This is a genomic window from Proteus sp. G2673 (assembly GCF_009915125.1).
Lineage (GTDB): Bacteria > Pseudomonadota > Gammaproteobacteria > Enterobacterales > Enterobacteriaceae > Proteus > Proteus penneri.
Window position 1 is genome coordinate 32,751 of the sequence record NZ_JAABLT010000024.1, and the last position, 14,218, is coordinate 46,968.

14 protein-coding genes are annotated in these 14,218 nt (G+C 40.4%); 6 read left to right on the top strand and 8 right to left on the bottom strand.

The window, feature by feature from the left end; translation table 11 throughout:
- From yhdP to GWI59_RS15260, 5 genes are all read left to right on the top strand, one after another.
- Positions 1–3,801, top strand: a complete 3,801-nt coding sequence (gene yhdP, locus GWI59_RS15240; protein WP_161725055.1) for an AsmA2 domain-containing protein YhdP — start codon at positions 1–3, stop codon at positions 3,799–3,801.
- Positions 3,798–4,658: a deaminated glutathione amidase gene (nit1, locus tag GWI59_RS15245; protein WP_109399364.1), complete on the top strand. Its 861-nt coding sequence runs from the start codon at positions 3,798–3,800 to the stop codon at positions 4,656–4,658. The genes yhdP and nit1 overlap by 4 nt, the downstream gene beginning before the upstream one ends.
- Positions 4,655–6,100: a metalloprotease TldD gene (tldD, locus tag GWI59_RS15250; protein ID WP_161725057.1), complete on the top strand. Its 1,446-nt coding sequence runs from the start codon at positions 4,655–4,657 to the stop codon at positions 6,098–6,100. Before nit1 ends, tldD begins: the two co-directional genes overlap by 4 nt.
- Before the next feature lie 85 nt (positions 6,101–6,185).
- Positions 6,186–6,686, top strand: a complete 501-nt coding sequence (locus GWI59_RS15255) for a ribonuclease domain-containing protein (RefSeq protein WP_006535365.1) — start codon at positions 6,186–6,188, stop codon at positions 6,684–6,686.
- Positions 6,686–6,967, top strand: coding sequence for a barstar family protein (locus tag GWI59_RS15260; RefSeq protein ID WP_072063782.1), 282 nt, complete (start codon positions 6,686–6,688; stop codon positions 6,965–6,967). The genes GWI59_RS15255 and GWI59_RS15260 overlap by 1 nt, the downstream gene beginning before the upstream one ends.
- A 72-nt stretch (positions 6,968–7,039) precedes the next feature.
- Here the strand turns inward: GWI59_RS15260 and yjgA are convergent, their stop codons facing one another.
- Positions 7,040–7,600: a ribosome biogenesis factor YjgA gene (gene yjgA / locus GWI59_RS15265; RefSeq protein WP_072063781.1), complete on the bottom strand. Its 561-nt coding sequence runs from the start codon at positions 7,598–7,600 to the stop codon at positions 7,040–7,042.
- Positions 7,601–7,786: 186 nt separating this feature from the next.
- Between yjgA and pmbA the strand changes: the two genes are divergently transcribed.
- The gene (gene pmbA, locus GWI59_RS15270; protein ID WP_072063780.1) at positions 7,787–9,115 is read left to right on the top strand and encodes a metalloprotease PmbA; all 1,329 of its coding nucleotides are present in this window, start codon (positions 7,787–7,789) and stop codon (positions 9,113–9,115) included.
- Between the two features lie 117 nt (positions 9,116–9,232).
- Here pmbA and rnk read toward each other — a convergent pair whose 3' ends face one another.
- The 7 genes from rnk to lptB form a co-directional block, all read right to left on the bottom strand.
- Positions 9,233–9,643: a nucleoside diphosphate kinase regulator gene (rnk, locus tag GWI59_RS15275; RefSeq protein ID WP_006535360.1), complete on the bottom strand. Its 411-nt coding sequence runs from the start codon at positions 9,641–9,643 to the stop codon at positions 9,233–9,235.
- Positions 9,644–9,818: 175 nt separating this feature from the next.
- Positions 9,819–10,091 (bottom strand): PTS phosphocarrier protein NPr, encoded by a 273-nt coding sequence (gene npr, locus GWI59_RS15280; RefSeq protein WP_006535359.1) that lies wholly within the window; start codon positions 10,089–10,091, stop codon positions 9,819–9,821.
- Complete coding sequence (gene rapZ / locus GWI59_RS15285; RefSeq protein ID WP_023582880.1) at positions 10,088–10,942, bottom strand: RNase adapter RapZ; 855 nt, start codon at positions 10,940–10,942, stop codon at positions 10,088–10,090. The genes npr and rapZ overlap by 4 nt, the downstream gene beginning before the upstream one ends.
- Before the next feature lie 79 nt (positions 10,943–11,021).
- Complete coding sequence (gene ptsN, locus GWI59_RS15290) at positions 11,022–11,489, bottom strand: PTS IIA-like nitrogen regulatory protein PtsN (RefSeq protein WP_072063779.1); 468 nt, start codon at positions 11,487–11,489, stop codon at positions 11,022–11,024.
- 149 nt (positions 11,490–11,638) lie between these two features.
- The gene (gene hpf, locus GWI59_RS15295) at positions 11,639–11,926 is read right to left on the bottom strand and encodes a ribosome hibernation promoting factor (protein WP_036913954.1); all 288 of its coding nucleotides are present in this window, start codon (positions 11,924–11,926) and stop codon (positions 11,639–11,641) included.
- A 23-nt stretch (positions 11,927–11,949) separates the two neighbouring features.
- Positions 11,950–13,431, bottom strand: coding sequence for an RNA polymerase factor sigma-54 (gene rpoN, locus GWI59_RS15300; protein WP_161725059.1), 1,482 nt, complete (start codon positions 13,429–13,431; stop codon positions 11,950–11,952).
- Between the two features lie 59 nt (positions 13,432–13,490).
- The gene (gene lptB, locus GWI59_RS15305) at positions 13,491–14,216 is read right to left on the bottom strand and encodes an LPS export ABC transporter ATP-binding protein (protein ID WP_006535352.1); all 726 of its coding nucleotides are present in this window, start codon (positions 14,214–14,216) and stop codon (positions 13,491–13,493) included.
- Positions 14,217–14,218 lie beyond the last annotated feature (2 nt).

The window sequence follows — 14,218 nt, forward strand, 5'->3', positions numbered from 1 at the left end:
ATGAAGCGGCTGCCTAAATACCTGTTAGTGATAACAGTTTTTTGCCTCATCGTTTTTGCCTTGGTGTTAAGCGGGTTTCGCTATTTTCTGCCTCGTTTAGATAATTATCGCCCTGAAATAGAAACGTATTTAACAAAACAACTTAATAGCCCTGTTTCAATAACGAAAATTAATGGGGAATGGCAGAATTTTGGCCCTGATATTCAAGTAAAAGGGCTTAATATTAAGAATAAAGATGTCAACGTTAGCGCAGAAAAAGTGACTTTTTCTTTTGATGTGTGGCGTTCATTATTGACCCTCCGTCCCCATTTTCGTGAGCTGACCTTTGATCAATTAGATGTCAATTACCAACGTCCTATTTTTACTGGGCAAAGTGGCGATATTACACTAACTGCACCTGATGATATTTCTTCGCTTTTTCTTGAACAATTCGATCACTTTAAGCTAGTCAAAAGCCGTTTTATTTTTCTAACGCCTTCAGGTGATACCAGTACATTACATATTCCTGAGTTGATGTGGCTGAATCAAAAAAAACGCCACCGTGCTCAAGGTGAAGTTACCCTTGATACACCGATTAATCACTATGGTGGTTTAAAAGTTCGCCTCGACCTCTATACCACGAATGAAGGCTTAATTGATAATGGTAAGGTGTTTCTTACCGCTGATAATATTGATATTTCACCTTGGCTTAGCCAATGGGTAAAAAATAATAGTGGTTTAGGTGAAGCCAAAGCCAGTTTGTCTAATTGGATTGAAATTACTCAAGGGCGTATTACTGGCAGTCAGTTGCAAATTCATCAAGGTGAAATGGACTGGCGTAGTGAAGGCACTTCACATGTATTAAATGTTGAAGACTTAATATTACGTATGAGAAGGCAAGAAAATGGTTGGCTTGCGGATGTTCCTTATACTCGAAAAATTACCATGGATGGTGAAGAGTGGCCTGATGGTTATTTAGCGGTTCTTTATCAACCAAAAGAAAAACAGCATGATGAAGCATGGCGTATTCGTGCCAAAAATATTGAGTTAGATAGGTTATATGCTGTATTGCCACTGTTCTCTTTTTTAACACCGGATTTTGTTCGTCAATGGCAGTATCGCCAATTTTCTGGTGTGGTTAATGATTTTGCCTTAGATCTCACACCGGAAAACTTTGAGCAAAGTGCAATTAATCTTTCTTGGAAAAATGTGAGTTGGAAACGTTGGCAAGAGATCCCATCAGTGCAACATTTCAGCGGACAATTAAAAGGGAGCATGCAAAGTGGTGAACTTAACTTTGCCCTAGCGGATAGTGAAATAGACACCGGTAAATTGTTTAAAGCCCCCCTGAATATTGAAAAAGGGAAAGGTACGATTTATTGGACTCATTCTGGAGATGACTTATCTCTTTGGAGTGAAGGATTAGATATCCAAGCCACATCAGCGTGGGTAGCGGGTGATTTTCGTTATGAGAAACAAGGTGAGGATCAGCGGCTTTCTATACTCTCAGGTGTAAGAGTGACCAATGCGGGAGATACATGGCGTTATCTGCCAGAAGAGTATGTTGGTAAAGCGTTAACACAATATCTCTCGGATGCAATTATTGCGGGTAATATCGACAATGGAACCTTTATTTTCCATGGTGATCCTGCCGATTTTCCTTTTGATAACCACAAAGGGTGGTTCCAAGTTTATGCCCCTGTTAAACAGGCTACGTTTAAATTTGATAGTGAATGGCCCGCATTATTTGATCTCGATATTAATCTAGATTTTAAAAATGATGGGTTATGGATGTCTTCTGCTCAAGCGAAAGTGGGTAAAGCAACAGCGACAAATTTAAGTGCAGTCATTGAAAGTTATCGACAAGAAAAGATCTTAATTAATGCGGATATTCAAGCCACAGGCGATGAGCTGAAAGAGTATTTTTTAGATTCTCAAATGGCGAGTATTGGTCATACGCTTGAAGAACTGAATGTGGCAGGAAAAATTAATGGTACATTGAAACTTGATATCCCATTTGATGGCGGTGAGGTTGTGGCTTCAGGTGATATTAATTTGAAAGATAATGATGTCACTTTGAATTTTATGGATACTACGTTAAAAGGTGTGAGTGGACAGTTTCGTTACCATAATGACAAACTTGAGAGCGATATATTAACGGCTAATTGGTTTGGGCAGCCTCTCGCTTTCTCATTTACCAGTCACAATGATACAGATAATTATCAGGTTGATGTTGACTTAAAAGGCCAATGGGATATTCAAAAAATCCAAGGATTACCTAGCGATATTCAACAGAAATTTAGTGGTGTATTTCCATGGAATGGCAACGTTAATGTTAAGATCCCCGAAAAAGGTGATGTTGATTATCAAGTTGATTTAACCGGAAATATCAATGCATTAAGTAGCAAGTTAACAGCACCTGAAACACAAGATTTAAAAAAATCACCGCCTATTGTTATTTCTGCAAGCGGCAATAGTGAAATGTTAACTGTGAATGCAAATGCTGAAAAACAGTGGAAACTTAATAGCCAATGGGGATTAGGTAAACAGCTTCGTTTATTGCAGGGTAACCTCGTTTCTTCTAGCCTTAAATTACCAGAGTTAAGTTCACAACAACGCTTAACCATAGCGCTTAAAGGATTAGAGGGTGATAAATGGTTGCCAACATTAACCGCATTTTCATCATTAACCCCTTCTGACAATGCAATAAGTTTCCCTGATAATGTGCATATCAGTTTGCCTGATTTAAATTTTGCAGGGCAAAAATGGAATAATCCTCAAACTGAAATTATGCGCGTTAAAGAAGGTGTAAAATTTGCATTTTCAGGAAGTGAACTACGAGGTGATGTATTTATTCCTGAAGTATCAACACCTTGGAAAATAAATATTAATTATCTTTATTTTAATGGTACTTCTATAGTTCAAGAAGAGAAGCCATTAAAAATGGCTAATGTTTCTGATCCCAATATCTCGAAGTTTTCAGTGAAAGATATTCCTTCTATTGATTTTGAATGTCAGGAATGTTGGGTTAATGGTCTGCTTTTAGGAAAAATTGAAGGTTCGTTAAAACAAAATCAGGGAGCTTTATTTTTAACTGACGGTAAATTAGAAAATAGCAGCGGCGAATTGTCGGTTAATGGAGTGTGGTCTGAAGATAAGAAGGGCAATAATACAACAAAATTAATAGGAAAATTAAAAGCCGGAGAAATTGACGAAATGGCGGCCTATTTTGGTTACATTATCCCGATTATTCAGTCCCCACTTGCCGCTGAGTTCTCATTACAATGGCGTAATACACCGTGGAACTTTGAATTGGCTACTTTGCAAGGTGATATTAAATCAACGTTGGGTAAAGGACGTATAGAAAAAGTCAATGTAGGACAAGCGGGTAAATTACTACGATTGGTGAGTTTTGATGCACTTTTACGCAAATTACAGTTTGATTTTAGAGATACTTTCAGTGAGCATTTTGAATATGATTCGATTAAAAGTGAAATTACGATTAATCAAGGTATTATGAATGCAGAGAGTGTACGTGTTGATGGTGTTATTGCTGATATAGCGATAAGTGGGAAAGTGGATTTACTTGAACGAAGCATGGATCTACAAGTTGTTGTCACCCCTGAGATTTCAGCTACAGTCGGTGTTGCCACGGCTTTTGCAATAAACCCAATTGCAGGCGCCGCAGTGTTTGCGGCATCAAAGGTTCTGGGGCCACTTTGGAGTAAGATTTCAGTTATCCGTTATCATGTGACCGGAACTATGGAACAACCCAAAATTGACGAAGTACTGCGTCAGCTTAAGGAGAATCAGGCGTTATGAAAAAAGTTAATGTCGCACTTTTGCAACTTTGTAGCGGAAAAAACACAAAAAATAATCTGGCGCAAATCGAGCAACAGATTAAGCAATTACCCGATTCAGTGAAGCTGGTATTAACACCTGAAAATGCGTTACTTTTTTCAAACTCTAAAGATTACCATAAACACGCTGAAATTCAGGGTGATGGGCCGTTACAAAATGCGATTGCAAAAATGGCTCAGCGTTACAAAGTGTGGATCTTAGTCGGTTCTATGCCTTTAGTTAGTCGAGATGCTCCAGATCAAATTACCAGCAGTAGTTTGGTGTTTGATGATGAGGGGGTTATTCGTGCTCGTTATGACAAAATTCATATGTTTGATGTCAGTATTGATGACGAGCAAGGCGAATATAACGAATCTTCTATTTATCAACGTGGTGAGCGGCTAACAGTCGTTGATACTCCCGTTGGGAAATTAGGTTTAACAATCTGTTATGACTTACGCTTCCCTGGTATTTTCCAAGCATTAAGAGAAAAAGGAGCAGAGATAATCTCTGTACCAGCAGCATTTACCCGTTTAACAGGGAAAGCGCACTGGGAGCCTTTATTACGCGCTCGCGCGATTGAGAATCAGTGTATTATCTTAGCGCCTGCACAAGTGGGTACACATGATACGCGCCGGACTTGGGGCCATACCATGGCGATTGATGGTTGGGGTAAAGTGTTGAAGAAGAACCCTGATGCGGTCAGTGCGTTAACGCTCAATGTTGGTGTTGATAGTTTACACGGTATGCGTGAACAGATCCGGGTCGTGAAACATAACCGTTTTCGCCCGAAACTGACCCACTTAATCAAAAAAGTTAAGGATAAAGAAGAATTATGAGTTTAGCTGTTGTCAGCGAAAGTCTGTTGGAAGCAAACAAACTTAGTTTAGATGATTTAGCATCAACACTAGAGCAGCTTGCACAGCGTCAAATTGATTATGGTGATCTTTATTTTCAGTCAAGTTATCACGAGGCTTGGATACTTGATGATCAGATTATTAAAGATGGCTCTTACAATATTGATCAAGGTGTTGGCGTTAGAGCAATTTACGGTGAAAAAACCGGTTTTGCTTATGCCGATCAACTCACGCTTAATGCACTGAATCAAAGTGCGCATGCTGCGCGAAGCATTGTTCAGGCTAAGGGTAATGGTCGTATCCATACTTTAGGTGCTATTCAACATTCTCCGCTGTACAGCTTAAACGATCCTCTGCAAAGCCTCTCTCGTGAAGAGAAAATTGCGTTACTGCATGAGGTAGATAAAGTCGCTCGCGCTGAAGATAAACGCGTTAAACAAGTGAATGCGTCATTAACGGGTGTTTATGAACATGTGCTGGTGGCTGCAACTGATGGTACTTTAGCAGCCGATGTGCGTCCTTTAGTTCGTCTTTCAGTTAGTGTGCTGGTGGAAGAAGATGGCAAACGTGAACGTGGTGCAAGTGGCGGTGGTGGTCGTTTTGGTTATGACTACTTCTTGATGAAAGCTGATGGTGAAAGCCACGCTGTGACTTATGCGCGTGAAGCGGTACGGATGGCATTAGTCAATTTATCAGCAATTGCTGCACCGGCTGGAACAATGCCTGTGGTACTAGGCGCAGGATGGCCAGGTGTGTTATTACATGAAGCGGTGGGTCATGGTTTAGAAGGTGATTTTAATCGTCGTGAAACCTCTGTTTTTTCGGGGCGCCTTGGTGAAAAAGTGACTTCTGAGCTTTGTACCATAGTTGATGATGGCTCAATTGAAGGTCGTCGAGGCTCTGTTGCTATTGATGATGAAGGTGTCCCGGGTCAATACAATGTGTTAATCGAAAACGGCATCTTAAAAGGTTATATGCAAGATAAGATGAATGCTCGTTTAATGGGGGTTGCGCCGACAGGAAATGGTCGTCGTGAGTCTTATGCGCATCTTCCTATGCCTCGTATGACCAATACTTACATGTTAGCGGGTAAATCGTCACCAGAAGAGATTATTGCGAGCGTTGATCGTGGTATTTACGCACCAAACTTTGGTGGCGGTCAGGTTGATATCACATCAGGTAAATTTGTTTTCTCAACTTCAGAAGCTTATTTAATCGAGAATGGAAAAATAACGAAACCAATTAAAGGGGCAACACTGATTGGTTCAGGTATTGAAGCCATGCAACAGGTTTCTATGGTAGGTAATGATCTTGCGTTAGATAAAGGGGTTGGTGTTTGTGGTAAAGAAGGGCAAAGCCTCCCTGTTGGTGTAGGGCAACCTACCTTGAAGCTTGATAAGATCACCGTAGGTGGTACAGCTTAATTTTTTTATAGTGATTTATATGTATTCATTAAACTCCATCTTTTGATGGAGTTTTTTATCTCAGCAACAGTAAAGGTGCTAATTTATGGGTAAACGTTTATTACCAGTTATTATTGTTATTGCTGTTTTATTTGGTGTTCTTTATAAAGGTTTACTTCCAGAAACGACAGTATCGTCCTCTTCAACGTCCGTTTCTGTTCCAACATCATCGAGCAATAACAGCAATAAATCAGCGCAAATCCCACTCTCTATTGATGAAAAAACACAAGCTAATGCTGTGGCTAATTATTTACAACGTCATCAACAGTTACCGAGTTTTTATCTCACTAAAAGACAGGCAAGAGAACAAGGCTGGAATGCGAAAGAAGGCAATTTATGTGAGGTTTTGCCAGGAAGAGCAATTGGGGGCGATCGTTTTATGAATCGTGAAAAACAGCTACCAGAAGAAGCGGGACGCCAGTGGTATGAAGCTGACGTGAATTATCATTGTGGTCATCGTGGTAGTGATAGATTGCTCTATTCAAATGATGGGCTGATTTATCTCACTACCGATCATTATCGTACAATGACAAAGGTTGCCCCTTAATGAAACAAGTTGTTTTTGATTTTAAGATGCTGGCAGATAGAGACGCCTTTTATCGGGATTTTGCATTGCAATTTCAGCTAGATGAGCATTTTGGTAATAACTTAGATGCATTATGGGATGTGTTAATGGGAGAAATTGAATTGCCAGTCAGTATTGTTTTTAAGCATTTTCCTCATTATTCTCGTGATTTTCAACCTTTGGTGGAATTGATGCAAGAAGCACAAAATGAGCTTGGTAAAGACGTATTGAGCTTTCATTGTGAGCATAAAATACAAAAGTAATTCAGAGTAGAATTAAGCCCTGAAAATCGCAGTGAGGCTGAGTTTACACTGCGTTTTCAGGATACTCAGGTTTTATGCTGATTCCGATAAATCTTTTAGATATTGAAACAATAAGCGGAATGATTTCGGTGGCTTATTGGCTTCTTTTTCTTTTTTTGCATTACGGATCAGTGTGCGTAATTGTTGGCGATCAGCCATTGGATAAAGCGCAACAACTTCTTCAATCACTTCATTGCCACCTTCGATAAGGCGAATTCGCAGATCTTCAAGTTTATGTAACACTAAGATCTGTTGATTGTGGCGGTTTTTTAGTTTATCGAGCGCTTGGCGGATTGGTTCTTCATCCACATTGCGCAGTAGCTTTCCAATATATTGAATTTGGCGACGGCGTGCTTCACGTTGTACTTTTTGTGCTAGTTGAATAGAAGATAATAATTTTTCATCTAATGGCACACGTTCTAGTTCTTGAGCACTTAATTCAACTAATTCAGTACCCAGTTTTTTGAGTGCTTCAGCGTCACGTTTAATTTCGCTTTTGCTAACCCAGATGATTTCGTCCTCTTCTTCCTCTTCTGACGATGTATCGTCGAATTCAGGATTGAGGTAATGCCACTCTTCAGGCTGCTTTGCCATAATAAAATTCCTGTTGCAGAGTAAGCCGGGAGTGTGATTTGGTGAATGACCAAAAGCCCGACGGGTGATAACATTCATATATCTTCTATTGTAACTGGGAAAATCGCTTGTTGACCACCTGTCAATTGATTTACTTTGCTAAAAATAAGTAAAAAGTGATGTTCTCCTTAGGAAAAATGGTTTTCAATGAATAATTCAGATCAGGTAAAACAGCTTGAAGACGCCGTCTCTCTCGCATTAGAGCTGGCATCAAAACAGTGTGATGGTGCTGAAGTCGCTATTAATAAATCAACGGGGATTAGTGTCAGTACACGTTACGGTGAAGTTGAAAATGTGGAATTTAACAGTGATGGCGCGTTAGGCATTACGGTTTATCAACAACAACGTAAAGGCAGTGCTTCTTCTACCGATTTAAGTCCTGATGCGATTAAACGCGCTGTACAAGCCGCTGTGGATATTGCACGATACACTTCAGCTGATCCATATGCAGGGCCTGCGGATCAAGATTTATTAGCGTTTGATGCGCCTTTCCTTGATCTTTACCATCCTGCCGAAATTACGGCAGATAAAGCGATTGAATTAGCATCAAGAGCAGAAAAAGCCGCGTTAGACAGTGATAGTCGTATTATTAATACTGAAGGAGGCAGCTTTAATAGCCACAGTGGGACCCGTGTATTTGGTAATAGCCTGGGTTTATTAAAAAGCTATTCATCTTCACGCTATTCTATGTCGAGTTGTGTTATTGCCCGTGATGGTGAAGATATGGAGCGCGACTATGCTTACACCATTAGTCGTCGTTTTGATGATCTTGAATCACCTGAGTGGGTAGGTCAAGAGTGCGCCCGTCGTACTTTATCACGCCTTGCACCTCGTAAACTCCCAACCATGAAAGCCCCTGTTATTTTTGCTGCTGATGTTGCGACAGGTATTTTTGGTCATTTAGTTGCAGCAATTAGCGGTAGCATGATTTACCGTGAATCTTCTTGCCTACTCGATAGTTTGGGCAAACAAATTTTTCCTCAATGGCTCAATATTCAAGAGCGTCCTCACTTAATGAGAGGTTTGGCATCAACACCATTTGATAGCGAAGGTGTGCGCACAACTGATGCTGACATTATTAAAGATGGCGTATTACAAGAGTGGTTATTAACTACCTATTCAGCAAGAAAGTTAGGTTTAAAAAGCAATGGCCATGCTGGTGGTATTCATAACTGGTATATCCCAGGACAAGGCCTATCATTTGATGCACTGCTAAAAGAGATGGGAACCGGGCTAGTTGTTACAGAATTGATGGGGCAAGGCGTCAGTACCGTGACGGGTGATTATTCTCGTGGAGCAAGCGGTTTTTGGGTTGAGAATGGTGAAATTCAGTATCCTGTTAGTGAAGTGACTATTGCTGGTAATTTAAAAGAGATGTGGGCAAACATTGCTACTATGGGTGATGATATTGAGATGCGCAGTAATGTTCAGTGTGGATCGTTGTTATTACCAGAAATGAGTATTGCCGGTGAGTAAATTTTAGATACTTATCGCAACCTTTAATCTCAGCCCGCAATGGGCTGAGATATCGCGTTTATCAGTGTGCTTTTCAATTTGAGAAGATAAAAATAAGACGCGAACCTTCAGCTCTGCTTAACGGTGTAATTCACCCGCAGCTTCAGGTTGGTATAGAATTTCTAATACTTTAACCTTAGTTTCAAGGCCATTAGGCAGCTTCCAACTGATCTCGTCATCAATTGCTAAACCCAGTAGTGCAGCACCCATTGGGGCCATGACTGAAAGTTCAGTGGCGCTATCTTTTAATGAAGCGGGATACACTAAAGTACGAGTACGCTCTTCATTATTTTTTAAGTCCATAAAGCGGACTTTGCTGTTCATTGTGACAATATTAGCAGGGATATCAGCTGGTGTAACAATGTCAGCACGATCTAATTCTTCATTCAATGCTTCAGCAATCGGGCTATCTGCAAATGCCGGTTGCTCTAGCAATGAATCTAAACGTTCAGCATCAAGTTCGTTGATGATAATTGTTGGCTTTGTCATACCATACTCCAATTTATTCCAATGCAAAACAACACCCCCACGGGTGAGGTGGGGGTGTTGTTAAACTCATATAAGAGATAATAGGCGGTTCTGTATAAAAAAGAAAGAGACAGTGATCACAGTCTCTTTCTGGTTATTTAGTTAAGAAATGCTAATCTATTGTTTTCTATTATGATTATTCTTCATCAAACCCTGATTCAAATAATGCGATAATAGCATCAATAGCTTCATTTTCATCACTACCAGTCACTTCTATATCAATTTGACTGCCTTGCTCTGAATCTAACATTAGCATAGCAATCACACTATCCGCTTGAGCTTCAACCCCTTCGTTGTTACGTAAAATGACGGTTGATTGAAATGTTTTGACTAAATCAAATAATTTCATTGCAGGTCTTGCATGCATACCGAGCCGATTTTTAATCGCAACTTGTCGATATTGGGTCATTTGCGTTTTTCTAGCGTTCTGTGACGTGATTGTACGTTTTTCCCTCTAGAGCGGAAATAATCGGCGAGTTGCTCAGCAACATAAACTGAACGGTGTTTACCCCCCGTACAACCAATTGCAACTGTCAAATAACTACGATTATTGGTTTCTAACATCGGCAACCAAAGTTCAAGATAGCTTCTAGTTTGATAAATAAAGTTATGAACTTCAGTGTGTCTATCTAAAAATGCCGCAACAGGGCGATCAAGACCTGTCATTGGGCGCAGTTTAGGGTCCCAATGTGGATTGGGTAAGAATCGCACATCAAAAACATAATCCGCATCAATAGGAATACCATGTTTAAAACCAAAGGATTCAAAGACCATTGTCAGCTCACGTTCACGTTTACCTAATAAACGAGTCCGCAGCATTTCTGCAAGCTCATGAACTGACATCTCAGAGGTGTCAATGATGAGATCAGCACGTGATCGCAATGGCTCAAGCAGATCACTTTCGGTATCAATTGCCATTTCTAATGAAAGGTTTTTGGTCGAAAGTGGGTGCAAGCGTCGTGTATCACTATAACGACGAATTAAAGTATTTCTATCTGCGTCTAAAAATAAGAGTTGTGGAGAATATTCAGCGGGTAAACTTTCTAGCGCTTTTTCGAAGATCTCCGGCGACTCAGGCATATTTCGGACATCAATACTGACTGCGGCAGCAGAAGCATCACGTTCAGCCAGTGTTTTTGCGAGCTCCGGTAAAAGATCAACAGGTAAGTTATCAACACAATAAAATCCCATGTCTTCAAGCGCACGCAAAGCGACTGACTTACCTGAACCAGAGCGTCCGCTGACTATCATCAGCACCATGAGGTAGCTCCCCTATAATTTCCCAGTGATGAATATCATTCCACTGTATGCTATTCGCGTCCCATTAAACCCATAGGGGTTATTCTGTGATAATCTGATAAAGCTCTTCATCACTTTGTGCGGAGCGTAGTCGGCGACATAAATTTTTGTCCGCCAACTGTTTTGCAATTAAAGACAGTGTGTGTAAATGTTCCTTACATTGTGTCGCAGGAACGAGTAATGCGAACAACAAGTCGACAGGTTGATTATCAATAGCGTCGAAGGCAATAGGTTCGCTTAGGTGAAGAAACACACCAACTACTTTTTCTGTTTCATCACTTTCAATACGTCCATGAGGGATTGCTAAACCACCCCCAATCCCTGTTGTACCGACTTTTTCACGCGTCAGTAAGGCTTCAAATATCAGCGTTTCGGGTAAATTAAGTGCTTTTGCCGCATTTTCACTGATAATTTCTAACGCGCGCTTTTTACTCGTGCAATGTACATCATTATGTGTACATGACAGAGAAAGTACGTCGCTAATATTCATCTTTGTATCGTTGTTCATTGTCTTATTCACTTAGACCAGCAAACCAGATGCCACAAAGTGACATCTGGTTTTTCGTTACTGATATTGATTAGGCGTTGGTTTAAACCGAGTCATAAACAACGCAGTAACTTCGCCGATTGTATCCCCATTTTACAATGGGAAATGAATTAATGTTGTCTCAGTTTATCTTTGTGTTTGGTTAATTGACGAGCCAGCTTATCCATTAATCCATCAATTGCTGCGTACATATCTTCTGCTTCTGCAGAGGCATGTAATTCACCGCCATTAACTTGAATGGTCGCTTCCGCGATTTTATTCACTTTCTCGACTTTCAGGATAACCTGAACGTTATTAATTTTGTCAAAGAACTGAGGTAATTTCGCGCTTTTTGCTTTGACGGTATCACGCAGAGCATCAGTTAATTCAATATTATGACCAGTGATTTGAAGTTCCATAGTGTCTTCCTTCTCAATTATGCTCAAACCAACTCTTTACGTTGATTTGAAGGCGGGATGGATAATGACTCTCTATACTTCGCAACAGTGCGTCGAGCAACTTGTATACCAAGTTCTGCGAGCATATTAGCCAGTTTACTATCACTAAGTGGTTTCGCTGGATTTTCTGCTGCGATGAGTTTCTTCACTAAAGCCCTGATTGCTGTTGAAGAGGCTTCGCCTCCGCTATCAGTATTCACATGGCTAGAGAAAAAATACTTCAATTCGAAAATTCCTCTCGGGCAATGCAAAAATTTTTGCGTTGTCACTCGAGAAATGGTGGATTCGTGCATTTCAACCTGTTCAGCAATATCTGCTAACACAAGAGGCTTCATATGCTCTTCACCCAATTCGAAAAATGCCTGCTGTGTGTCAACAATGCAATGAGCGACTTTTAATAATGTCTCATTACGGCTTTCTAAACTTTTTATCAGCCATTTGGCTTCTTGTAAATTGTCACGAATAAATTTTCCATCGCTTTCATTTTGAGTCGATTGACCCAATGCTGCATAAGTCTCATTTATTCGTAGGCGAGGAATGCTATCTGTATTTAACTCAACTTGCCAGCGTTCACCTGATTTTTTTACCAGTATATCTGGGATAACATACTCTGACTCGCCTGTATCAATACTTAATCCAGGTTTAGGATCAAGTGATTGAATGATCTCAATAACAGATTTAAGTGTCTCTTCGCGTAACTTCGTTTGACGCATCAATTGACGAAAATCACGGTTGCCTAGCAATTCTAAATATTGGCTAATGACTAACTGCGTTTCTTTAAGATAGGGTGTTTCTGTTGAAAAAGCGGATAGCTGAATCAAAAGACACTCTTTTAAATCGCGTGCAGCAACACCAATAGGATCAAAGCGTTGAATACGTTTTAATACGGCTTCAACTTCATCAAGCTCTATCTCATCATCGCCCATTCCAAGCAGGATGTCATCTGTTGTAACAGTTAAATATCCTGTTTCATCAACTGCATCGATAATACTTATGGCAATTGCTCTGTCTGTTTCTGTAAACGGAGTGAGATCCGCCTGCCATGTTAGATAATCTTGTAATGAGGCTGTTGTTTCACCTTGATACAGTGGCAGCTCATCATCCATATAGTCATTACTGGTACCAGAAGGCGTGCCCGCAGTGTAGATTTCTTCCCATTGAGTGTCTAATGGGAGATCGTCAGGCATCTCTTTTTGTTCTAAAGCGTCCAGCGTGTCAAACTCTTCAACGTCGTTTTCAGTTGTTGTTTCTGTTGTAGAGTCAGATTGATTTTCTGTATGAGAGGTATCATCTGAAACGGGATCTTGTTGATCGTCGTCTTGTTCGAGAAGAGGGTTAGATTCAAGCGCTTGCTGAATTTCTTGTTGTAATTCAAGCGTCGAAAGTTGCAACAAACGAATAGCCTGTTGTAGCTGTGGCGTCATTGCCAGTTGCTGACTAAGACGAAGTTGCAAACTTTGTTTCATAATAATGCGATGAGTCCTTTGCTGTTGTCATCCATGACAGAGTAAAAGTGAATCAAAGATTACAGGCGGAAGCCTTCACCTAAGTAAACACGTTTAACTTGCTCATTTTCAAGAATTTCTTCGGGTGAACCATGAGCGATAAGGTGACCTTGGCTGACGATGTAAGCACGTTCACACACATCTAATGTTTCACGAACATTATGGTCAGTAATCAGTACACCTAATCCATAATCACGTAGATGCTGGATAATTTTTTTAATATCTAATACCGAAATAGGGTCAACACCCGCAAAAGGTTCATCTAATAAAATGAATTTAGGGTTTGCGGCCAATGCTCGTGCGATTTCAACGCGGCGACGTTCACCCCCCGATAATGATTGTCCTAAGCTGTTACGTAAATGGCTGACATTAAACTCTTCTAGCAGTTCTTCTGCGCGATCTTTTCGTTCTTCAGGCGTTAAATCATGGCGGATTTCTAAGATCCCCATAATGTTGTCATAAACGCTTAAGCGTCTAAAAATAGACGCCTCTTGAGGAAGATAGCCAATGCCTTTACGTGCTCGTTCATGTAACGGTAACAGCGTAATGTCTTCATCATCAATTGTAATACTACCAGCATCACGAGCGACAATGCCAACAACCATATAGAATGTGGTTGTTTTACCTGCACCATTTGGTCCAAGTAAGCCGACAATTTCACCTGAATTAACGTTCAGGCTTACATCACCGACAACGGTGCGCCCTTTGTATGCTTTCGCTAAATTTTCAGCTTTTAACAGCGCCATAA